The following is a 22,467-nucleotide window of genomic DNA, read 5'->3' as shown; positions in this document are numbered from 1 at the left end:
GATGAAAGGCGGCCCTGTCCAAGGCTTCAAAGCGATGTAAGCGGCAGGTCCCAGAGTGTCAACGCCACGCCCCGTCGCGGCAAAGAAATAGGATGATTCCATGCCCAAAGGCCTCACTTTTCTGCCATCGCTGGCTCTGGCTGCCGTGATGGCGATGCCGGTTGCTGCCGAAACCAAGCCGGACGCGGATACGGTTGTCGCCAATGTGAACGGGGATGAAATCACACTGGGTCACGTTATCGCATCTGTCGCGGCGCTGCCGCCGAATTACTCCGAGGTCGAAGATGATGTTCTGTACGAATTCGTCATCGAGCAATTGATCCAGCAGCAATTGCTGGCGCAGCAGCAGGACGATCTGAACCGGCTGAACCAGTTGGGACTGGAAAACGAAGGCCGGTCCATGCGGGCGGTGCAGACAGTAAATGCGTTGCTGGGCGATGTTGTGACCGAAGAGTCAATTCAGGCAGCCTATGACGCGGAATTCGGCAACTTCGAAGGCGAAGATGAGTTCGACGCCAGCCATATTCTTGTAGCTACCGAAGAAGAAGCCAAGGAAATCAAAACCCTGCTGGATGACGGCGGCGATTTTGCCGAGACGGCCAAGGAAAAGTCGACCGGCCCATCGGGTCCGAATGGCGGGTCATTGGGATGGTTTGGCAAGGGCCAGATGGTTCCGGAATTCGAAAACGCCGTTGTTTCGTTGGAAAAGGGTCAGATCTCGGATCCGGTGCAAACACAGTTCGGCTGGCACCTGATCATTCTCAACGACACGCGAAAATCCGAAGCGCCGGGGCTTGATGCCGTCCGTGAACAGCTGGCCCAGTCTCTTCAGCAGGACGCGATTCAAGCCAAGATTGACGAGCTGACGCAGCAGTCGCAGATCGAACGTCCCGCTTTGGACGGTGTTGGCCCCGAGGTCATCCGTCAGATCGATCTGATTCAGGAGTAACCCCAGTGGCCGCGATCACCAAGGTTTCGCCGCTCGCGCCAGCGGGTTTTCCCGATCTGCCTGCCATTGACGGTGTGCGTTTTGCCACCGTCGAGGCTGGCGTGCGTTATCAGGGCCGCACCGACGTAATGTTGGCGGTTCTGGATCCAGGCACATCTGTGGCCGGGGTGTTCACTCGATCGGCCACCCGCGCTGCCCCCGTGCTGGACTGTCAGGACAAGATCGGCGGGTCCAGCGATGGGCCAGCGGCGATTTTGGTGAATTCGGGCAATGCCAATGCCTTTACAGGTCATTATGGTCAAACCTCGGTGGCTGAGGTCACGCAAGCAGTGTCCAAAGCGACCGGCGTTGCAGTGGAACGCGTCTTCACCTCTTCCACCGGCGTGATTGGTGAGCCGCTGCCCCACGACCGCATCGTGGCACAGCTTGAGGCGTTGAAGGCGGGCCTCAGCCGACAAGCGATCGAGGACGCAGCGCGGGCGATCATGACCACGGATACCTTTCCAAAAGGGTCCAGCGTAAAGGTCGAGATTGACGGAAGAACAGTCTCTATCGCAGGGATTGCCAAGGGGTCAGGCATGATCGCGCCGGATATGGCGACGATGCTTGTCTACATCTTTACCGATGCACAGGTCGAACAGTCCGCCCTGCAGGCGATGCTGAGCGCCCAAACCGACCGGACATTCAACTGTATTACCGTGGACAGCGACACCTCGACCTCGGACAGCCTGTTGCTCTGTGCAACTGGAGCTTCGGGCGTAGATGCCACCGGCAACCCGGCGTTTGCCGAGGCGCTGGAAAGCGTGATGCTGGATCTGGCGCAACAGGTGGTGCGCGACGGTGAAGGTGCTACGAAATTTGTGGAAATTCGTGTAACCGGTGCCGCGTCGGATACGGACGCCAAGGTGCATGGGCTGGCGATTGCCAACTCACCGCTGGTTAAAACGGCTATTGCTGGTGAAGACCCGAACTGGGGCAGGATCGTTATGGCCATCGGCAAATCCGGTGCCGCCGCTGACCGCGACCTGCTGAGTATTTCCTTCGGGGATATTCTGGTTGCCGAAAAGGGCTGGGTCAGCCCGGATTACCGTGAGGATGACGCTGCCGCCTATATGAAAGGTCAAGACCTTGTGATTGCGGTCGATCTTGGGTTGGGCGAAGGCAAATCCACCGTTTGGACCTGCGATCTGACCCACGGCTATATCGAGATCAACGCGGATTATCGCTCGTGAAGACCTTACTGGTGTCCGCTGTCGCCCTGATCGACATTGAGGGCCGGGTGCTTCTGGCCCAACGACCCGAGGGCAAATCTATGGCCGGTCTCTGGGAATTCCCCGGTGGCAAGATCGAACCCGGCGAAACCCCCGAGGCCGCCCTGATCCGCGAATTGCACGAGGAACTGGGCATCGACACCTGGGCCTCATGCCTCGCCCCGCTGACCTTTGCCAGCCATAGCTATGATGATTTCCACCTGCTTATGCCGCTGTTTGCCTGCCGCAAGTGGGAGGGTATCCCGCAGTCTAAGGAAGGGCAGGCGCTTAAATGGGCGCGCGCGAATGAGTTGCGGAACTATCCGATGCCTGCGGCGGATGTGCCACTGATCCCGATTTTGCGAGATTGGTTATAGAGGCAGCCCGTTTGCGGGCCCTCTTCGGTCTGAGAGGAACTAGTCTCGAATGCTCAAGCGTTTTACAATCCTAACAGGTGTCGTGCTTATAGCTTTGGTCGGTTACTTGCCATTCGAACTCGCAGAATGCGATGACATGATGAGGCAACATGGGCCAGTCTTCATCTGCCTACCGATCACTTTTCTTACGATTCCTGCATTTCTCGCGGTTTTTTTGGTTCAATTGGTTTTCCTCTTTCGATTGAGGAAAAGACAGTCCTAGCCAAATTTGCTCTTTTTTGCCGATTTGAATGCATCTTTTTCTGTAGGGAAAATCACTCCTTCAACCCTGTTACAATTCGTAAGAATTGAGAAAACATCAGGAAAAAGTTGACGCTGATCTTTCCTGCGTCCCTTATCGGGGCGTTGGCGTCCGGGGTTGACCCTCGGGTTTGCCATTTCCGGCCCGGAGGAGGGGTCGGATGGGGAGGAGAAAGAGATTGGCTCAGACGCAGTCGGGCGCTGAAGGGATGCACTCTCTTCCGGCGCTGCTACACCGCAATGCGACCCAGTTCGGGGACGCCCCGGCCTACCGGGAAAAGGAATTCGGAATCTGGCAATGCTGGACCTGGGCCGAAACGGCCAGGGAAATCCGTTCGATTGCCCTGGGCTTTCTGGAACTTGGCGTCGCGAAAGGCGACCACATCGCAGTGATCGGGCGCAATCGTCCGGCGCATTACTGGTCGATGGTTGCGGCTCAGATGGTGGGTGCCGTGCCGGTGCCGCTTTATCAGGACGCAGTCGCCGAAGAGATGGCCTATGTGCTGGATCATTGCGGCGCAAAATACGTCGTTTGTGGTGATCAGGAGCAGGTCGACAAGGTCATCGAGATTCAAGAGAACCTGCATCAGGTCAAACACATCCTCTACACCGACAAGCGGGGGATGCGGAAATACGATCACAGCCAGATGAACGCATTGGACGATCTGATGGCCGAAGGCAGCGCCGGTCACGCGCGTTTTGATGCGGAACTGGATCGTCGGATTGCCGAGATCGAATACGACGGCACCTGCGTCATGCTGTATACGTCAGGCACCACGGGTAAACCCAAGGGAGTGGTGTTGTCGAACCGCAACGTGATCGAAAGCGCCAAGAACTCGGCCGAATTCGATCATTTGAACCGGAACGAAGACATCCTGTCTTACCTGCCGATGGCCTGGGTTGGCGATTTCATCTTTTCCATCGGTCAGGCGTATTGGTGCGGCTTTTGCGTGAACTGCCCCGAAAGCGCCGATACGATGATGACGGACCTGCGTGAGATCGGGCCGACTTATTTCTTCGCTCCGCCGCGGGTTTTTGAGACTCAGCTGACCAACGTGATGATCCGGATGGAGGACGCAGGTAAACTGAAGCAACGGATGTTCCACCACTTCATGGCGCATGCCAAGAAAGTGGGTGGACTGTTACTGGACGGGAAGCCGGTGAGTTTTGGCGACCGCGTGAAATACGCGCTGGGCAACCTACTGGTCTATGGCCCGCTCAAGGATACGCTGGGTTATGGCCGCTTTCGCGTTGGCTATACGGCGGGTGAGGCGATTGGGCCGGAGATTTTTGATTTCTACCGCTCGCTCGGCATCAACCTGAAACAGCTTTACGGTCAGACCGAAGCGACAGTTTTCATCACGGTTCAGCCGGATGGTGAGGTGCGCGCCGACACCGTTGGTGTGCCTGCCCCGGATGTCGAACTGAAGATCGACGAAATGGGTGAGATCCACTATCGCTCACCCGGTGTGTTCGTCGAGTATTACAACAATCCGGATTCAACGGCCTCGACCAAGGATGCCGAGGGTTGGGTCGCTACAGGCGACGCCGGATTCATCGAGGAAAGCTCGGGCCATCTGCGGATAATCGACCGCGCCAAGGACGTCGGCAAAATGGCCGATGGTTCGATGTTTGCTCCGAAATATGTCGAGAACAAGCTGAAATTCTATCCCGATATCCTCGAGGTTGTCTTGTTCGGAAACGGCAAGGACCGCTGCGTGGCGTTTATCAATATCGACCTGACGGCTGTTGGGAACTGGGCAGAACGCAACAACGTGGCCTATGCGTCCTATCAGGAACTGACAGCGAATCCTCGTGTGTTAGAGACGATTCGTAGCCATGTTGAAGAGGTGAACAAGTCTGTGGCCGCTGATGAGATGTTGTCGGGCTGTCAGGTGCATCGCTTTGTGGTTCTGCACAAAGAACTGGATGCGGATGACGGTGAGATGACCCGTACGCGGAAGGTGCGCCGTGGGTTTGTTGAGGACAAGTTCAGTGACATCATCGATGCGCTTTATGACGGGTCCAAGCAGGTCTCGACCACGACCGAAGTGACGTATGAGGACGGCCGAAAAGGTTCGATCAGCGCAACGCTTGAGATTATCGATGCACCGGTCGTGCCGGTTGCTCAGCACAAGGTGGCGGCGGAATGAGGGCCGGTCACGCGCCGCTCGACCTGCGGTCATCGCCCCGCCCACCGTCCCGTTTTTCCGCAAGTCAGGGAGTGACTGATGCTGGATAACTCCGAAGGATATGTCACCGAAGACGGCCGCAAAATCGGCGGCGTGGTGATGGAGATGAAGAACATCACCCTGCGCTTTGGCGGCGTGGTGGCGATCAAGGATATCTCGTTCGATATCCGTGAGGGCGAGATCCGCGCGATCATCGGTCCGAACGGCGCCGGTAAATCCTCGATGCTGAACGTGATATCCGGGTTCTATATCCCGCAGGAGGGCGAGGTCTGGTTCCATGGGGCCAAGCGTCCGCAGATGCGCCCTTATGAAGTTGCGCGGCAAGGTATTGCTAGGACGTTCCAGAACATTGCCCTTTTCGAAGGCATGAGCGTGCTGGACAACGTCATGACCGGACGGCTGAACTATATGAAAACCAACCTCTTTCAGCAGGCCATGTGGAAGGGCAAGGCTGAGGCGGAAGAGGTTGAAAACCGCGAAGCGGTCGAGAAAATCATCGACTTTCTCGAAATTCAGCACATCCGCAAGACGCCGGTTTCCCGCCTGCCGTACGGGTTGAAAAAGCGGGTCGAGTTAGCCCGCGCTTTGGCGGCCGAGCCTAAGTTGTTGCTGCTGGACGAACCAATGGCCGGCATGAACGTTGAAGAGAAAGAGGACATGAGCCGCTTTATCCTCGATGTGAATGACGAGTTTGGCACCACCATCGCGCTGATCGAGCATGACATGGGCGTGGTGATGGACCTGAGCGACCGTGTGGTCGTGATGGATTATGGCAAAAAGATCGGCGACGGTACCCCGGACGAGGTGCGCAGTAATCAGGAAGTCATCGACGCCTATCTGGGGGTGAGCCATGACTGAGCAACTGACAGACATGAGAGGGGGCGCACATGCCTGATCAGCTGATTTTCGCGATGGAGGTTTTCCTCAACGGTCTTATGGCCGGTGTGCTGTACGCTCTGGTCGCGCTGGGCTTTGTGTTGATCTACAAGGCGTCCGGAATTTTCAATTATGCTCAAGGGGTTATGGCCCTGTTTGCCGCCATGACGCTGGTCGGGATCATGAACGGGCAGGTCCCGTTTGCCCATCTCATCAACGCGACTTTCGGGACGCATATCCACAAGTTCGGATGGAATGTACCTGCGTTTGTGGCGATTATCCTGACGATGGGTGTCATGGTTCTGCTGGCCTGGGCGGTGCAGCGCTTTGTGATGCGGCATCTAGTCGGGCAAGAGCCAATCATCCTGTTCATGGCGACCATCGGCCTGGCCTATTTCCTTGAGGGCGTGGCTGACCTGATGTGGGGATCCGAGATCAAGACATTGGATGTCGGCCTGCCGCAGGGTATCAACTTGTGGATCGATGAGACCACGTTCAACATTTTTGGCTACGGCTTCTTTATCGACAATCTGGACCTTGTGGCGACGGTGATAGCCGCGCTGCTGGTGACCGCACTGGTCGCGTTCAGCCAATACACCAAGCAGGGCCGGGCGATGCGCGCCGTGGCGGATGACCACCAGGCGGCTCTGTCGGTTGGCATCTCGCTGAACTTCATCTGGATCATGGTGTGGTCGGTTGCGGGTTTTGTCGCGCTTGTTGCGGGCATCATGTGGGGTACCAAGTCGGGCGTACAGTTCTCGCTGTCGCTGATCGCGCTCAAGGCGCTGCCGGTGCTGATGTTGGGCGGGTTTACCTCAATCCCCGGTGCCATCGTCGGCGGACTGATCATCGGTGTCGGTGAGAAACTGTTCGAGTTTGCCATCGGCCCACTGGTCGGCGGTGCGACCGAGAACTGGTTCGCCTATGTTCTGGCGCTGATCTTCCTCGTGTTCAGGCCGCAGGGCCTGTTCGGTGAAAAGATCATCGAGAGGGTCTAGCGACATGACCAAGCTGATCGCCATCATCAACGTGATCGCATGGGCCGGGTTCTGGGCTTTTGGCTACATCGCGCTCACTTCGGACGATTTGACCGAAGGCCAGTTGGTGATTGCAGCAATTCTGGCTTTTGCCGGACTCGCCATGGGCATCCTGGCTTACATGAAACTTGTGCGCGCCTCAGAGGCGAGCGGATATGCAAAAGGCTCCAAGCAGCTGAACGCCGAGGCCCGCAACCGGGCGCAGGAAGAATGGGGAAAGTAAGACATGTTTTATCGTGAGGCCGGGGATTTCAAAACCTCCTACACAGATGACAGCCAAACCTTTCCGATTAAGTTCGACCGGTATCGGTATTATGTGGTTCTGGCGGTGGCTTTCGGGATAATTCCCTTCGTCATCAATGACTATTGGGCCAATGCGCTGTTACTGCCCTTTTTGATTTATGCCATTGCGGCAATCGGGTTGAACATCCTTGTGGGCTATTGCGGGCAGGTATCCTTGGGTACCGGTGGTTTCATGGCTGTAGGCGCTTATGCCTGCTACAAGCTGATGACCTCATTCCCTGATGTCAGCATGTTCATCCATGTCATTCTGGCTGGCGGCATAACGGCCATTGTCGGTGTGCTGTTCGGCCTGCCAAGTCTGCGGATCAAGGGGTTTTATCTGGCGGTGGCCACGCTGGCGGCGCAGTTCTTCCTTGTGTGGCTCTTTAACCGGGTGCCGTGGTTCTACAACTATTCAGCTTCGGGTCAGATCAACGCGCCGGAACGGGATGTGTTTGGCATCATCATCACCGGTCCGAATGCACCGGCATGGGCCACCTATCTGTTCTGCCTGATTTTCCTGGCCGTCAGCGCCCTGATCGCACGCAACCTGACGCGCGGCACCACGGGCCGGACATGGATGGCAATCCGAGACATGGATATCGCGGCCGAGATCATCGGGGTGAACCCACTAAAGGCTAAGATGAGCGCCTTTGCCGTCAGCTCGTTCTTCATCGGCATCGCAGGAGCGCTGTTCTTTGCAGTCTATCTTGGCGCGGTCGAGGTCGGCGAAGTATTCGGTATCCAGAAATCGTTCCTAGTCCTGTTCATGATTATTATCGGAGGGTTAGGGTCTATTTTCGGATCGTTCGCCGGTGCCGCTTTCCTTGTTCTGCTGCCGGTGGTCCTGAAAGTGGTGGGCGTCGACGTTCTGGGCTGGCCCACGGATATCGTAGCACATCTGCAGCTGGTGATCGTCGGCGCGCTGATCATCATGTTCCTGATCTTGGAACCGCACGGGCTGGCACAACTGTGGCGCGTGGCGAAAGAGAAACTCAGACTATGGCCGTTCCCGCACTAAGGGGTCGGCCCAATGAAAAAACGGGCGGAACAAGCCTGAATGCAACATCGGACTAACCAAGGGAGGAGACACCCGATGAAATTGAAACTGGCAACCGCGGCGCTAAGCGCCCTGATGGCTGCAGGACCCGCTCTGGCGGATCTTGTGATCCCCGATCTGAGCTATCGTACCGGGCCTTACGCCGCTGGCGGCATTCCGTTTTCGGATGGCTATAACGACTATTTCACCCTGCTTAATGAGCGCGATGGCGGCATCGGCGGTGTTCCGATCCGGATGGTCGAATGCGAAACCGGCTACAACACCGAAAAAGGTGTGGAATGCTATGAAGCCACCAAAGGCGAAGGCGCTTTGGTTTATCAGCCGCTGTCCACAGGTATTACGTACCAGCTGATCCCAAAAGTCACTGCGGACGACATTCCGCTGCACACGATGGGATATGGGCGGACCTCGGCCAAAAACGGCGACGTCTTCAGCCATACTTTCAATTACCCGGCCAACTATTGGGACGGGGCCTCGGGCGCGGTCAACTATTTGCTTGAGGAAAACGGTGGCGACCTGAGCGGCAAGAAAATTGCGCTGGTCTATCACAACTCGGCCTACGGCAAAGAGCCGATCCGCACCCTGGAAGAGCTGTCCAAAAAGCACGACTTTGAGCTGGTCGCCCTGCCGGTCGATCACCCGGGTCAGGAGCAGAAGTCGCAGTGGCTGCAAATCCGCCGTGATCGTCCCGACTATGTCCTGATGTGGGGCTGGGGTGTGATGAACCAGGTTGCGGTACAAGAGGCTGCAAACATCCGCTTCCCGATGGAAAACTTCATCGGCATCTGGTGGTCCGGTTCTGAGAACGATGTTCTGCCAGCGGGCGAAGCCGCCAATGGCTATAAGGCGCTGACCTTCCACAACGTGGGCACGGACTTCCCGGTCTTTGATGACCTGCAGAAACACGTGGTCGATGCGGGCAAGGCTGCTGGCGCGGGCGATCAGGTAGGCACGGTTCTGTACAACCGTGGCCTGTACGCGGCTGTTTTGGCTGCCGAAGCCATCAAGAAAGCCCAGGAAATCTCGGGCAATGCGGAAATCACCCCGTCTGAGATGCGTGCCGGTATGGAAGCACTGGAGATGACCGAAGAGAAGATGGCAGAACTGGGCCTGGCGAACTTCGGTCCGACCTTCTCGGTCTCCTGCGAAAACCATGGCGGTGATGCTTTGGTCGGCGTGACGCAGTGGGATGCAGCAAACAAAACCTGGACGCTGATCTCGGACTTCAAGCAGACCGATGGTGAAGTGATCGGCGCGCTAATCGATGAAGATTCTGCGGCTTATGCAGCAGAAAACAACATTGAAGGGCGTTGCTGATACAGCGCTTTGAACAACCCGGGGCGGCGGCAGACCGCCGTCCCGAACCCCACACTCGCTTAAGGACACGCGCAGATGCTGGATGCGGCACAAACCACTGACACCAAGTCGGAAAACCTGCTTGAGGTCAACAATATCGAGGTGATCTACAATCACGTGATCCTCGTTCTGAAAGGCGTCAGCCTAACTGTGCCCAAGGGCGGTATCACGGCCCTGTTGGGCGGCAACGGCGCGGGGAAGACAACGACACTCAAGGCGGTGTCGAACCTTTTGCATTCCGAGCGCGGTGAGGTCACCAAGGGTACGATCGAATATCGCGGCTCCAGCGTGCATGAAAGCGATCCTGCCGATCTGGTGGAAAAGGGCGTCATCCAGGTGATGGAAGGCCGCCATTGTTTTGAACACCTGACGGTTGAAGAAAACCTGCTGACCGGGGCCTATACCCGCAAGGATGGCAAGGCCGCCATCCAGCAGGACCTTGAACTGGTCTACACATATTTTCCCCGTCTGAAGGAACGCCGCCGGTCGCAGGCAGGCTACACCTCGGGTGGTGAGCAACAGATGGTTGCAATGGGTCGGGCTTTGATGTCGCGGCCCGAGACGATCCTGCTGGACGAACCCTCGATGGGTCTGGCGCCGCAGCTGGTCGAAGAGATTTTCGGTATCGTGAAGGACCTGAACGAGAAAGAAGGTGTTTCTTTCCTGTTGGCCGAACAGAACACCAATGTGGCTCTAAGGTTTGCGCATTACGGCTATATTCTGGAATCCGGGCGTGTTGTGATGGACGGCCCCGCCGCCGATCTGCGTGAAAATCCGGACGTTAAAGAATTTTATCTGGGCATGTCCGACGAAGGCCGCAAAAGCTTCCGTGACGTGCGGTCTTACCGCCGCCGCAAGAGGTGGTTGTAAGCGAATGGAGGATCTGGCGATGACCTACTACGACGCTCTCGAAACCCGATCAGCCGATGAACGCTCCGCTGATCAGGCGCAGGCGCTGCGTACTCAGATTGACCGCGCCCTGTCCGCTCCGGGCTTTGCTGCGCATCTGGCCGATGCGGATACCAGCGCGGTGATTTCAGCCGACGATCTGGTGAAACTGCCGGTTTTGCGGAAATCCGATCTGGCGCAAGCACAGGCGTCGCGTCCGCCATTCGGCGGATTTACCGTCAAACCAGCCCGACATTTCCATCATGTGTTCCAGTCTCCCGGTCCGATCTATGAGCCCGGCAGCACGGATCATGATTGGTGGCGCATGGGGCGTTTCCTGAACGCCGCCGACGTCGGACCCGGAGATATTGTGCAGAACTGTTTCGGCTATCACCTGACGCCAGCTGGTATGATTTTTGAAAGCGGCGCACGCGCGGTAGGAGCCGCTGTGCTGCCAGCAGGTACTGGCCAGACCGAATTGCAGGTGACAGCAGCGCGCGATGTGGGCTGCACGTCCTATGCGGGCACACCGGACTATCTGAAGGTCATTCTGGACAAGGCAGATGAGATGGGCGTGGCCCTGAACTTCTCGAAGGCTGTTGTGGGCGGCGGCGCGCTGTTCCCATCTTTGCGTCAGGATTATGCTGATCGGGGTATTTCCTGCCTGCAATGCTATGCCACGGCCGATCTGGGCAACATCGCCTATGAAAGCGCCGCGATGGAAGGGATGATCATCGACGAACATGTCATCATCGAGGTTGTCACCCCTGGCACCGGAACACCGGTAGAGCCGGGTGAGGTCGGTGAGGTTGTGGTGACCTCTTTGAACCCTGATTACCCGCTGATCCGCTTTGCCACTGGTGATCTGTCCGCGATCATGCCGGGCGTGTCGCCCTGTGGGCGGACCAATCTGCGTATTAAAGGCTGGATGGGTCGCGCAGATCAGACCACCAAGATCAAGGGCATGTTTGTGCGTCCTGAACAGGTGGCAGCATTGGTCGACAAACACGAGGAAATCGTCAAAGCCCGCGTCATCGCCGCCCGTCAGGGAGAGATGGACACGATGACCGTCCAGATCGAAAGCGCGGGAGGCGACGACATGGCCTATGCCAAATCCGTAGTCGAGGTGTTGAAACTGAAAGGCGCAATCGAGGTCGTAACCCCCGGATCACTGCCGAAGGACGGGTTGGTGATCGAGGATCAGCGCGTTTACGAATAACCCCGAGCCATGTCTGCGGCAGTATGTGCCGCAGATTTGTTTTCCCTGCACTGGTGTTTCTTAGCATTTTGGTCGATTAAAGGCTGATCAATAGCCAACGCCAGTTACAATCCAGGTCCATGGCCGAAATCGACTATTCAGAACACGGGAAACGCAATCGCGGCGCGCTGGGCACCCGGTTGGTGGCCACTGTGGCCTATATGGTGGCAGCAGCTTGTCTTCTGCCGATGGTTGCGGTTGTTCTGGCGGCGGTGACGGGGGGTACGGAAACGGTCTCGCATCTGTTTGAGACGGTTTTACCCGGGTATGCACTGACAACCGTGATCCTTGTCGTTCTGGTGGCTATCGGCACGTTCTCTATCGGGGTTGGCGCGGCGTGGCTGGTGACGATGACACGCTTTCCCGGTGTGCGCTTTCTGGAAATTGCTCTGGTCCTGCCGCTGGCTTTTCCGGCCTATGTTCTGGCTTATGCCTATACGTTCATTCTGGATCATCCCGGTATCGTGCAGACCACGCTGCGCGACGTGACGGGTTGGGGGCCGCGCGATTATTGGTTCCCGGAAATCCGCTCGACCGAGGGCGCGGCGGTGATGCTGATCCTAGTGCTCTACCCTTATGTCTATCTGCTGGCGCGGGCTGCGTTTCTGCAGCAAAGTGCCACCGCTTTTCTGGCCGCTCGTGCGCTGGGCAAAAGCCCGTGGTTGGCGTTCTGGCACGTGTCTTTGCCGATGGCCCGCCCGGCCATTGCCGGTGGTGTCCTGCTGGCCATCATGGAAACCATCGCCGATTTTGGAACCGTCGCCTATTTTGGAGTTCAGACCTTTGCCACGGGCATCTACACAAGCTGGTTCTCGATCGGCGACCGGGCGGGTGCGGCGCAGTTGGCCTTGTGCCTGCTGGGCTTTGCGCTGGTCATGGCTGTGGCCGAGCGGACGCAGCGCGGCAAGGCAAAGTACTATCAGGCAGGCAAAAGCCATGCCTCGCTGCCTTCGGCGCAGCTTAAGGGCTGGCAATCCGCAGCAGCCATAACCTTGTGCGTTATACCAGTGGTGCTGGGGTTCTTGCTGCCGGTATTTATCCTGATCCAGATGGGTCTGACCTCGGAACAAAACCTGTTGTCGCGGCGATATCTCGGGTTCATTCAAAACTCGCTGACACTTGCCGGAGTGGCCGCCGTGGTTACGGTCTGCGCCGCGATCTGTGTTGGGTTCTTTCAGCGCCTTCGCCCGGGTCGGGGATCATCGACCACCGGCTATCTGGCGCGGTTGGGCTATGCGGTGCCCGGCGGCGTGATCGCCGTTGGCCTGATGGTACCCTTCGCCAGATTCGACAACGCGCTGGATTCGTGGATGCGCCAGACGTTCGACGTCTCGACAGGTCTGCTGGTGACGGGGTCAATCTGGTTGCTGGTGGCGGCTTACATGGTGCGCTTTCTGGCGGCAGCGCTCAGCGCGTATGAAGGCGGGCAGAGTACTGTGCACGCCAATATGGATGCCGCGTCCCGGTCTTTGGGCCAATCGCCTCTGGGTACCTTGCGACGAGTGCATCTACCAATACTGACACCCTCGCTGCTGACGGCCTTGCTGATCGTATTTGTGGATGTGATGAAAGAGCTGCCCGCGACCTTGATCATGCGCCCATTCAACTTTGATACGCTTGCGGTCCAGGCCTATCGTCTGGCCTCAGACGAGCGGTTGGAGGGGGCAGCGGTTCCCTCGCTTGTGATCCTGGCAGTTGGGCTTTTGCCGGTGATTCTGATCTGTCGGCAAGTTGGGCGGCGGTAGGACGAAACGATTCAAATTTACCACACCTGTTGGCACCGGACTTGATTCAAATGCGTTTTCCGGCAAGGCTGAGGGTATGAACATGCAGCCTCCCAGCCGGTTTTCTGCAAACTCGGCCCAGATGCCCGTCGCGTTCGACCGGCGCGAGATGTCACATATACTGTCTGTCTATGGCAAGATGGTCGCCGCCGGAGAATGGCGTGACTATGGCATTTCCAACCTGCGCGATATGGCAGTTTTTTCCATTTTCAGACGCACGGCAGAGCATCCGATCTACCGGGTCGAAAAACACCCTCGTCTGCGGTCCAAACAGGGGATGTATTCGGTGATCGGCATGGACGGGCGTATCTTGAAGCGGGGCCATGACCTGCGCACCGTTCTGCGCGTGTTGGAACGCAAGCTGATCCGGTCGGTTGACCTTGATTAGAGCCTTTTGTGGGCTGTTACAGACCCGTCGCCCTGCTCCAGAATCCGTGTGATTGCTTGATCCATCGGCTCGAACGTCACGTCCATGTGGTAGGCGTTGGCATGAAGCAGCATGTTCTCGCCATAGACCCATGCCACGTGGCCTTTCCAGAACAACAGATCCCCGCGTTTTGGTTCAGTTCCGGCAGGCAGCGCCGTACCCAGTTCGCGTTCCTGATCGCTGCTATCACCGGGGCAGGGTATGCCGCAGGCCAGCAAACCGGCCTGAACCAACCCGGAACAATCAATACCGAAGCGACTGTTTCCCCCCCAAAGATAGGGTGTGCCCAGAAACAGCTCGGCCACCGCTACGGGATCGGTCAGGTGAGTTGCGCTGAGTTTGGCGTGAATCGCCGGAATGAACCCCAGTTCTGTTTCCAGAAACCTATTCTGTTCCGACAGCACGCATAATTTGCTGCCGAAACTCAGCGATACGCGGTCCTGGCTTTTCATGTCGGGCTGTTTATAGGCATGTGTCGCGGGCGCGGTGACCCAGTGGGTCTGTTGCGCCTCAGGTCCCAACTGATCGGACCTGACCCAACCGGGATAGCCGTCCTTGTCCGAGGTGATCCGGCTCCACCTATCGGTTTTGTCAACAACATCTACCGGGTCGCCAAACAACAGCTGCCGGTCCCTGGGGCCATTCGGGCTGCGCAACAAATCAACAACCGGCTTTATGACGCGCAAGCGGGTCATAGGTTCAGAATCTCGGGCAGGGCGGTCAGCAAGGCACGCGGCCCTTGGCCCAGACCGCCTTTGCTGCGTCCGGGGGCCTTGCTGGGCTGCCAGGAATAGATGTCGAAATGCATATAGCGGCTGTCACCCACAAAGCGGCGCAGGAACAGGGCCGCGGTGATCGAGCCTGCGAACCCACCTGAAGGCGCATTGTCCAGATCAGCAATGCCGGGTTCGATCATCGCCTCATAGGGTTCATGGAAAGGCATCCGCCAGACAGGGTCGGCCGATTGCCGACCAGCGTTGGCCAGTGCGTCTGCCGCGCCATCGTCATCGGTGTAAAAGGGCGCCAGATCGGGGCCAACCGCCACGCGCGCGGCACCGGTCAGCGTCGCCATCGAGATGATCAGGTCAGGTTCACCCTCATCCGCCAGCGCCAATGCGTCGGCCAGAACCAGCCGCCCTTCGGCGTCGGTGTTGTTAATCTCCACCGTCAGACCTTTGCGCGAGGTGAGGATATCCCCCGGACGGAAGGCATTCCCCGCGACCGAATTCTCAACCGCCGGGATCAGCACGCGCAGTTGCAAAGGCAGCTTTGTTGCCATGATCATCCGCGCCAAACCCAGCACATTGGCCGCACCGCCCATGTCCTTTTTCATTAGGGACATCGAATTCCCTGGTTTCAGATTCAGTCCGCCAGTGTCAAAGCACACACCCTTGCCGACAAGGGTCAATTTGGGCCCGGTGTTGCCCCATGTCATCTCGATCAAGCGCGGAGCTTGCGCGGCGGCGCGTCCGACCGTGTGAATCAGCGGGAAATTCTGGTCCAGCAGGGCGTTATCTTGAATCGTCGAACATGTCGCGCCGAATTCCTGAGCCAAATCCTCGGCTGTGGCCTGCAGCTGACCCGGTCCCATGTCCGAGGCCGGTGTGTTGACCAAATCGCGGGTTAGCGCCTCTGCATTGGCCAGCGCCTCAATTCGCGCGGCATCGACATCTTCGGGTGCAATGAGTCGCGCCTTGGGAGGTGATTGATTTGCGTAACGGTCAAAGGCATATCCCGATAGCAGCCAACCAAGGCACTCGTTGCTTAGCGCATCTGCGGGCACACCGGACACGATGTGATAGGTTCCCTTCCGCAAGGCTTCGGCCGCCGCTGCCAGCGGGAACCGTTTGCGCGCGCGCTTGCTGCTTTTTCCGTAACCCGCCAAGGCCATTTGGGGGGTACCATCCGATTGCGGGATCAGCAGAGCTTGCCCCATGGCCCCGGTGAATCCGCTGACCTCGACCCACGATGCGATGTGGCTTGGCTGGTCTTTCAACCAATCGTCAAGATTGGGTTGCGAAATGACATGCAGCGGAACAGAGGGTTCGGATGGCGAAGCGAAGGACAGGGTCATGTGTATCTCGGCTGGTTCGAATTACGCTCAGCCTAGCCGCCCACGATCCGTCCGCAAGCCCCGTCAGAGGGAAAGATCCTGCTGATCCCAGATCACGGTCAGCGATTTCTCACCTACACGGATCAGGCGCGACAGGGTGGCCCCCGTCGCGACCGCATCCCCAACATCCACAGATTGCGCCACATCACCGGCGACTCGGGCCAGCGCGGTCATGCCAATCTGTTCGGCGATGGCCACCAATGACCGGGCGCATTTGCGCAGCCCGGCCCAGTCGCGCTGACGCCAAAATCGCTCGCAGTTTGACAGGCGCACGGCCAATTCCTCGACCGTACGGCACAAAACATCCAATGCGTTCCTGTCGCCCAATTGGTGATACAGCCCGTTCAAGCGGTCCGTATCCAGCCGAACGGTTTCCTTTTGTTCAAGCGTGACTATTTTATCCACCACATCTACCCCAATTCTCTACGCCCCCACGGCATAGTTGGACATTGGCGGTAAAATCCTTTGCAAAACCTTGCGTCGATGCTGGAAAATGGGTCGAATTTTCTGCGAATTCAGGTTACAGCAGCCGACAGACAAAAGAACGGGGACATGAGAATGGACTTAGCCAAACCTCTGCCGACCTATCTGGTCAAGCGGTACCACGGATGGAAAGCCACCACCTATTCGGAAAACCAGGTCTGGTATCGCCGCCTGGCCACTGAAGGGCAGCGCCCGCGTGCGATGGTGATTTCGTGCTGTGACAGCCGGGTTCACGTGACATCGATCTTCGGTGCCGATCAGGGCGAGTTCTTTATTCACCGCAATATCGCAAACCTTGTGCCGCCTTACGCACCTGATGGCGATCACCACGGCACCAGTGCGGCAATCGAATATGCGGTTACGGCGTTGAAAGTCGCGCACCTGATCGTTCTTGGCCATTCGCAATGCGGTGGCGTTCAGGGCTGCATTGACATGTGCAAGGGAAAAGCCCCGCAACTGGAGGCGAAAGAAAGCTTTGTCGGCCGCTGGATGGACATCCTGAAACCGAAATATGACTTGGTTGCCGATGTTGAAGACAGCGTCGATCAAGCGCGGCAGTTTGAACGGCAGGCAGTCGTGGCATCGCTGGAGAACCTGATGACCTTTCCCTTCGTTTCATCTGCGGTAGATGACGGCTCGCTGAGCTTGCATGGGCTGTGGACCGACATCGGTGAGGGTGGCCTGCAATGTTATGACCCGGCCGAGAAGAAATTCGTGGTTGTCTAAACGGGCTGGCATCTGAGAATTTTTGAATGGCGCGGATCAGGTCTCTGATTTCGCGCCATTTTTTGTTATGATCGAAACCAAACTCTTTCGATCAGGAGCGCGTCATGCGATTCATTAAACGTATTCTCATCACTCTGCTTGTTCTTATCCTGGTTCTGGTTGGCGTGTCTTACCTTTTGCCCGGCAAGGCCGAACTGTCCCGCAGCATCACGATCAACGCACCCGCCAGCGCGATCTTTCCTTACGTGAATTCGATGCAGGAAACTGAAAAATGGTCGCCCTGGTTGACGCGTGATCCCGAAACCCAATTGTCCTACAGCGGACCTGAGGCGGGCGTTGGCAACACCCTGAACTGGACGTCTGAACACCCACAGGTGGGCACGGGATCACAGGAAATCGTCGAAAGTGTCCCGGATCAAACCGTCAAAACGGCGCTTGATTTCGGCCCGATGGGGTCCGCATCGGCCTCGTTCGATCTGACACCAGAGGGCGATCAGACTCAGGTGACCTGGGGGTTCGAATCCGATCTAGGCATGAACCCCATGTCACGCTGGATGGGTCTGATGATGGATAAATGGGTCGGCGGAGATTACGAGCGCGGTCTGACAAACCTCAAAGCATTGGTCGAGGGGCAGGGGTAAATCAGGCGCTTCGATGCATTTCGCGACGGCTGGGTTTGATCGGTCTGATCACCCCTCGGCTGGGGAAACAGCCCTTTGATAAAGATGCCACGTGGTGTGGCCCAGAATCGGAAGGGTGAAGATCAGGCCTAGAAATGCAGGTAACATCGACAGCAACATCGTGACCGAGATAATCGCTGCCCAGCTGAGCATGACCACTGGGTTTCCGGTGACAACCCGGATGGATGTGATCATCGCGGAAATGAAGTTCGTCTCTCGGTCCAGCAGCATTGGCATGGCGACGACCGTTACCGAGAACAGGACTGCCGACAAAAATGCGCCCACACAGGTACCTATGACAAGGAACGTCCAGCCCTGCGGCGTAAAGAAGACGATGTTCAGAAAACGGTCAAAATCAGAAAACGATGCATTTTGCAGCGTGATCGCCAGCCAAAGCCGTATTTGATAGGTCCATACCCAGAAAATGAACAGGGTTACAAAGGCCATCCAGCCCATTTCACGCTTTCGCTGGTTGGCCATGACGGTGAGGATATCAGACCATCCGAAATCCTCGTTGTTTTGCATCCGCCGAGACATCTCATAGAGCCCGGCGGCGGCAAAAGGCGCAACCAACGGAAAGCCAACAGCCGCGGGAATGATCATCCAGATTTTGCCAAGCCAGACCAGACACCAGACAAACAGAATCCCAAAAATTGCATAGAATAGGCCAAAAAAGCCGCTCATGACCGGGCGTGCCAGAAAATCGGCTAATCCGGCTTTTAGCGATGCGCTGATATCTGCCGCCGTCAATGTGTTCACCTCGGGCATGGCTTGCTGCTGCGGCGTCAGGTTGTCCGGGGGCGAGGACCCATTGGTTTTGGATGTCATGACACACTCCTCCAAAAGGGCGGAATCGTACTTGTCGGTTCGACAACAGGCATTGCGGCGAAAGTAGCCCCTGCTGCGTATCGAAGTGTGTATCAGCTAAAGGACAAGAGCAAGGTTCCCGGGCGATCCTGGACGCCCTTCGAGTCCGCGAAGATTCCGCTGCCTGCCAAAAATAAACCCCACTGACAGCGCAGCAGGGTTTAAAAAAATCCGCAGTTTCGGGTCGGGGCTTAGCCCTTCTTCAGAACCTCACGGCCCAGAAGTTCCGCAATCTGCACTGCATTCAGCGCCGCACCTTTGCGCAGGTTGTCCGAGACGCACCACAGGTTGATACCATTTTCCACGGTCGAGTCCTGGCGGATCCGGCTGATGAACGTGGCAAAATCGCCTGCGCATTCGATCGGCGAGACGTAGCCGCCGGGTTCGCGCTTGTCGATCACCATGATGCCTGGGGCTTCGCGCAGGATGTCACGGGCTTCGTCTTCGTCCAGGAATTCCTCGAACTCGATGTTCACGGCCTCAGAGTGGCCGACGAAAACCGGAACGCGAACGCATGTGGCTGTGACCTTGATCGACGGATCGACGATCTTTTTGGTCTCAACAACCATCTTCCACTCTTCCTTGGTCGAGCCGTCTTCCATGAAGACGTCGATCTGCGGAATGACGTTGAAAGCGATCTGCTTCTGGAACTTGTTCGGCGGCACGTCCGTGGTGGGGTTATAGATCGCTTTGGTCTGATCCCACAGCTCGTCCATGCCTTCCTTACCGGCGCCAGACACCGACTGATAGGTCGACACGACGACGCGCTTGATGCGCGCGCGGTCATGCAGCGGCTTCAGCGCGACAACCATCTGCGCGGTCGAGCAGTTGGGGTTGGCGATGATGTTCTTGTTTTTGTAGTCGTGGATCGCCTGCGGGTTACATTCCGGCACGATCAGCGGAATGTCCGGGTCATAACGATAGAGCGACGAGTTATCGATCACCACGCAGCCAGCTTTGGCCGCCTTGGGGGCGTAGACCTTGGTCGCCTCGGACCCTACGGCAAACAGCGCCATATCCCAGCCGGTGAAATCGAACGTGTCCAGATCCTTGGTAGTGAGTGTCGTGTCGCCAAAGCTTACTTCGGTGCCCAGCGAACGACGGCTTGCCAGAACAGCAAGTTCATCGACGGGGAACTGGCGTTCAGCCAGAATGTTCAGCATTTCGCGGCCCACGTTACCCGTGGCGCCGACGACTACGACGCGATAGCCCATTTCATGTCTCCAATGTTAAGGACGCGCGTTCATAGCCGCGTTGCAGCAAATAAAAAAGAGTTTTCGGGGTTTATTTCGCGCAATGACACCGATTTGACGTGGCGCATCGCCTCAGGTGTCGGTCAAAAGACGTTCATATAGCGCCACAAGCGTCTTTGCCTCGCCGTTGATGTCGAAATTCTGCTCGACATGGACGCGGGCGACGGCACCAGAATGCGCAAGGGAATCACGGTCGGCCAACACCTCGGCGGCGGCGTTGGCCAGCGCGGGGATATCGCCGGGTTCGACCACGCGGCCCAGCGACGGGTCGGTGACAATCTCGGAAAACGCGCCCACGTCGGTCGCAACAACCGGCACGCCGCAGGCCATTGCTTCCAGCGGCGTCAGGCCGAACCCTTCCCACCGTTGCGGGGCGATGAACAGGTCCAGCACCTGATACCATTCGGCGATCTGATCGACGTTCACCTCGGGCATGAACAGAATGCGGTCGGACAGGCCCGCCTCGGCGACCTTGTCTTTCAGTTCGGTCAGGAAGTTGGTGTGCTTTTCCGTGGCGCGGCCCATGACGATGCCATGGACGTCGTCGAAGCGGCCGCACAGGTCGATCATTGCGTCGACAAAGGCATCGGTGCCCTTCTGGTGACGAATGCGGCCATAGCAGCCCAGCAATAGACCATCTGGCAAACCCAGTCGCGCCCGAACTGCGGCTTTGTCTTCGGGCGGTGTGAAATCCTGCAGGTTAATGCCATGCATGATGACTTGCGCATCTCTCTCAAGATATCCGGCAGTTTTGCGAGAAGTTGCGACGACCGCGTCCATTTTGTCGATCAGCCATTTGGTGTAACCCGAATGCGCGCGTTGCGAAGCGCTGGTGAACAGCAGCTTCAACCGCAGCCGCAGCACGTTGCGCAGGATCAGGCCCAGCAGCATCTCGGTATTGCGGCGCGCGTGCCAGACGCGCAGTGTTTTGCGCGACAAAAAGGGCAGGCGGCCCAGTGGGATATGTGGGATGTCATCCGGCAGACCCGGCCCGGTGGCCGCGATGTCGATCCATTGCACTTGCAGCGGCACCAACCGGGCAATCGTCGCGGTCACACCCGAAAGTCTGCGTTTGAGGTTGGGGGCAATGACGCGCGGGTCGGACATGGACACTCCTGGCAGTTCCAGCGTTAGTCGACGCTGTCGCGGCTGAACAAATAGATCACGCAGCCGATGGCCAGCGTGACCGCAAAAAAGCCGAATATCGCTGTGTAGGGCGCGGTCGGGCTGATGTCCACCGTGGCGGCATGGATGCGGCCGGTGACGAATTGCGCCAGTCCTACACCGCCAATGCCGAAGAGGTTCAGTAGGGTCATGCCGCGCCCAACCAGATGCGGTGGCACAAAGGCCCGTCCATGAGCCATGATGACCGGAAAGCTGGCCCCAAGAAACCCGATCGCTGCCATCAGGACAACCGCCAGCCAAATTGCGTTGTCGACCCAAAGGCACATCAGAACCAGCCCCACCGTGCCCAGCGCGTTGCCGCCAAAGATCACCCATTTTCGCGTGCCCAGCATTCGATCGAGCGGCCCATACGCAAAGGTACCTGCAATCATCGCCGCCCCCATGATCAGGGTCGCTGTCCCGATCTGGGTGGTGCTAAGGCCGAAGATATCGCTGAGGTATGGCCCGGCCCAAAGGCCGCGCGTTGCCGCCGACGGGGCATAGGCCACCAGCATCAGCGGCAAGATCGCCCACAGGGCGGGCTCTTTCAGCAGGTCCAGCACCGTTCCCCTGTGTTCGGTCTCGACACGTTTGGGATCATGCACGCTGAACCAGATGCCCAACGCGATCGCGGCGGAAAAAACGGCCAGCGTCCCCATCGTGGCCCGCCATCCCATCAGCTCAACCGCCAGCGCAGTAGGGTACGAGGCAACCAGATTGCCGACCGATCCGACGCCAAGCATGACAGCCGCCAAAGTGGCGAAGCGGGCAGGGGGGAATTCGCGGGCGAAGATATAGTAAGACGCCATCAAAACCGGTGAGCAGCCGACCCCGATCAGCCCCATGGCGATGGCGATGTGAAAAGGGGAGCTGGATAGGGCAAACAATGCCGCTCCGCCGGCACCACCGACCAGCAGCAAGACCGCCGCTGTCAGGCGCGGTCCAACTCGGTCCAGTGCCCAGCCTACGGGCAACTGCATGGCGGCAAAGATCAGAAACCAAAGACCTGACGCAAAGGCCAGATCCTCGGGTGTGGCCCCGATATCGCGCCCCAGATCAACACTGAGAACCGCGAGAAAGGCGCGAAAGAACTGGCTGAGCACATAGCCCAGGCACAACACCACCAGACCTGCCTTCATGAAAAC

At 57.7% G+C, this 22,467-nt stretch carries 22 protein-coding genes; 15 read left to right on the top strand and 7 right to left on the bottom strand.

The window, feature by feature from the left end:
- Positions 1 to 100 precede the first annotated feature (100 nt).
- The 13 genes from AC2FD9_RS08640 (at position 101) to AC2FD9_RS08580 (ending at position 13,997) form a co-directional block, all read left to right on the top strand.
- Positions 101 to 949, top strand: coding sequence for a peptidylprolyl isomerase (locus tag AC2FD9_RS08640; protein ID WP_109313769.1), 849 nt, complete (start codon positions 101 to 103; stop codon positions 947 to 949).
- A gap of 5 nt (positions 950 to 954) precedes the next feature.
- The gene (gene argJ, locus AC2FD9_RS08635; RefSeq protein ID WP_496836382.1) at positions 955 to 2,181 is read left to right on the top strand and encodes a bifunctional glutamate N-acetyltransferase/amino-acid acetyltransferase ArgJ; all 1,227 of its coding nucleotides are present in this window, start codon (positions 955 to 957) and stop codon (positions 2,179 to 2,181) included.
- Positions 2,178 to 2,576, top strand: a complete 399-nt coding sequence (mutT, locus tag AC2FD9_RS08630) for an 8-oxo-dGTP diphosphatase MutT (RefSeq protein ID WP_058279219.1) — start codon at positions 2,178 to 2,180, stop codon at positions 2,574 to 2,576. Before argJ ends, mutT begins: the two co-directional genes overlap by 4 nt.
- 509 nt (positions 2,577 to 3,085) lie before the next feature.
- The gene (locus AC2FD9_RS08625) at positions 3,086 to 5,029 is read left to right on the top strand and encodes an AMP-binding protein (RefSeq protein WP_496836468.1); all 1,944 of its coding nucleotides are present in this window, start codon (positions 3,086 to 3,088) and stop codon (positions 5,027 to 5,029) included.
- Positions 5,030 to 5,107: 78 nt separating this feature from the next.
- The gene (locus AC2FD9_RS08620) at positions 5,108 to 5,926 is read left to right on the top strand and encodes an ABC transporter ATP-binding protein (RefSeq protein ID WP_058275088.1); all 819 of its coding nucleotides are present in this window, start codon (positions 5,108 to 5,110) and stop codon (positions 5,924 to 5,926) included.
- 29 nt (positions 5,927 to 5,955) lie between these two features.
- On the top strand, positions 5,956 to 6,942 hold the full coding sequence (locus AC2FD9_RS08615) for a branched-chain amino acid ABC transporter permease (RefSeq protein WP_058279216.1): 987 nt from the start codon (positions 5,956 to 5,958) through the stop codon (positions 6,940 to 6,942).
- A gap of 4 nt (positions 6,943 to 6,946) precedes the next feature.
- On the top strand, positions 6,947 to 7,204 hold the full coding sequence (locus AC2FD9_RS08610; protein WP_058279215.1) for a hypothetical protein: 258 nt from the start codon (positions 6,947 to 6,949) through the stop codon (positions 7,202 to 7,204).
- Positions 7,205 to 7,207: 3 nt separating this feature from the next.
- Positions 7,208 to 8,284 carry a branched-chain amino acid ABC transporter permease gene (locus tag AC2FD9_RS08605; RefSeq protein WP_058275085.1) on the top strand — a complete coding sequence of 359 codons (1,077 nt, stop codon included), beginning with the start codon at positions 7,208 to 7,210 and terminating at the stop codon, positions 8,282 to 8,284.
- A 75-nt stretch (positions 8,285 to 8,359) separates the two neighbouring features.
- Positions 8,360 to 9,640 carry an ABC transporter substrate-binding protein gene (locus AC2FD9_RS08600; protein WP_496836379.1) on the top strand — a complete coding sequence of 427 codons (1,281 nt, stop codon included), beginning with the start codon at positions 8,360 to 8,362 and terminating at the stop codon, positions 9,638 to 9,640.
- 75 nt (positions 9,641 to 9,715) lie between these two features.
- Positions 9,716 to 10,549, top strand: coding sequence for an ABC transporter ATP-binding protein (locus tag AC2FD9_RS08595; protein WP_496836377.1), 834 nt, complete (start codon positions 9,716 to 9,718; stop codon positions 10,547 to 10,549).
- A 19-nt stretch (positions 10,550 to 10,568) separates the two neighbouring features.
- On the top strand, positions 10,569 to 11,786 hold the full coding sequence (locus AC2FD9_RS08590) for a phenylacetate--CoA ligase family protein (RefSeq protein ID WP_496836376.1): 1,218 nt from the start codon (positions 10,569 to 10,571) through the stop codon (positions 11,784 to 11,786).
- A 119-nt stretch (positions 11,787 to 11,905) separates the two neighbouring features.
- Positions 11,906 to 13,570: an ABC transporter permease gene (locus AC2FD9_RS08585; RefSeq protein WP_496836374.1), complete on the top strand. Its 1,665-nt coding sequence runs from the start codon at positions 11,906 to 11,908 to the stop codon at positions 13,568 to 13,570.
- 76 nt (positions 13,571 to 13,646) lie between these two features.
- Complete coding sequence (locus tag AC2FD9_RS08580) at positions 13,647 to 13,997, top strand: DUF2794 domain-containing protein (protein WP_058275250.1); 351 nt, start codon at positions 13,647 to 13,649, stop codon at positions 13,995 to 13,997.
- On the opposite strand, the gene AC2FD9_RS08575 is transcribed toward AC2FD9_RS08580, so the two are convergent.
- From AC2FD9_RS08575 to AC2FD9_RS08565, 3 genes are all read right to left on the bottom strand, one after another.
- Complete coding sequence (locus AC2FD9_RS08575) at positions 13,994 to 14,731, bottom strand: C40 family peptidase (protein WP_496836372.1); 738 nt, start codon at positions 14,729 to 14,731, stop codon at positions 13,994 to 13,996. The two genes, AC2FD9_RS08580 and AC2FD9_RS08575, sit on opposite strands and share 4 nt — an antisense overlap.
- The gene (locus AC2FD9_RS08570; RefSeq protein ID WP_496836370.1) at positions 14,728 to 16,110 is read right to left on the bottom strand and encodes a leucyl aminopeptidase family protein; all 1,383 of its coding nucleotides are present in this window, start codon (positions 16,108 to 16,110) and stop codon (positions 14,728 to 14,730) included. Before AC2FD9_RS08570 ends, AC2FD9_RS08575 begins: the two co-directional genes overlap by 4 nt.
- A gap of 63 nt (positions 16,111 to 16,173) precedes the next feature.
- Complete coding sequence (locus AC2FD9_RS08565) at positions 16,174 to 16,554, bottom strand: hypothetical protein (protein ID WP_496836369.1); 381 nt, start codon at positions 16,552 to 16,554, stop codon at positions 16,174 to 16,176.
- 153 nt (positions 16,555 to 16,707) lie between these two features.
- On the opposite strand from AC2FD9_RS08565, the gene AC2FD9_RS08560 reads away from it, so the two are divergent.
- The gene (locus tag AC2FD9_RS08560) at positions 16,708 to 17,358 is read left to right on the top strand and encodes a carbonic anhydrase (protein ID WP_282119743.1); all 651 of its coding nucleotides are present in this window, start codon (positions 16,708 to 16,710) and stop codon (positions 17,356 to 17,358) included.
- A 104-nt stretch (positions 17,359 to 17,462) separates the two neighbouring features.
- Entirely contained in the window at positions 17,463 to 17,999 is a 537-nt protein-coding gene (locus tag AC2FD9_RS08555) for an SRPBCC family protein (RefSeq protein ID WP_282170632.1), read from the top strand.
- A 48-nt stretch (positions 18,000 to 18,047) separates the two neighbouring features.
- On the opposite strand, the gene AC2FD9_RS08550 is transcribed toward AC2FD9_RS08555, so the two are convergent.
- The 4 genes from AC2FD9_RS08550 to AC2FD9_RS08535 form a co-directional block, all read right to left on the bottom strand.
- Positions 18,048 to 18,866, bottom strand: coding sequence for a DUF2189 domain-containing protein (locus AC2FD9_RS08550; protein WP_496755475.1), 819 nt, complete (start codon positions 18,864 to 18,866; stop codon positions 18,048 to 18,050).
- Between the two features lie 230 nt (positions 18,867 to 19,096).
- Positions 19,097 to 20,119 carry an aspartate-semialdehyde dehydrogenase gene (locus tag AC2FD9_RS08545; RefSeq protein WP_058275078.1) on the bottom strand — a complete coding sequence of 341 codons (1,023 nt, stop codon included), beginning with the start codon at positions 20,117 to 20,119 and terminating at the stop codon, positions 19,097 to 19,099.
- Positions 20,120 to 20,230: 111 nt separating this feature from the next.
- Positions 20,231 to 21,265 (bottom strand): glycosyltransferase family 4 protein, encoded by a 1,035-nt coding sequence (locus AC2FD9_RS08540; protein ID WP_496836366.1) that lies wholly within the window; start codon positions 21,263 to 21,265, stop codon positions 20,231 to 20,233.
- Positions 21,266 to 21,288: 23 nt separating this feature from the next.
- Positions 21,289 to 22,461, bottom strand: coding sequence for an MFS transporter (locus AC2FD9_RS08535; protein WP_496836364.1), 1,173 nt, complete (start codon positions 22,459 to 22,461; stop codon positions 21,289 to 21,291).
- Positions 22,462 to 22,467: the final 6 nt, after the last annotated feature.

Source organism: Ruegeria sp. YTSC230, assembly GCF_059609665.1.
Note: the sequence above shows the minus strand (reverse complement) of the source record. Positions and strands in the feature narration are given on the sequence as shown.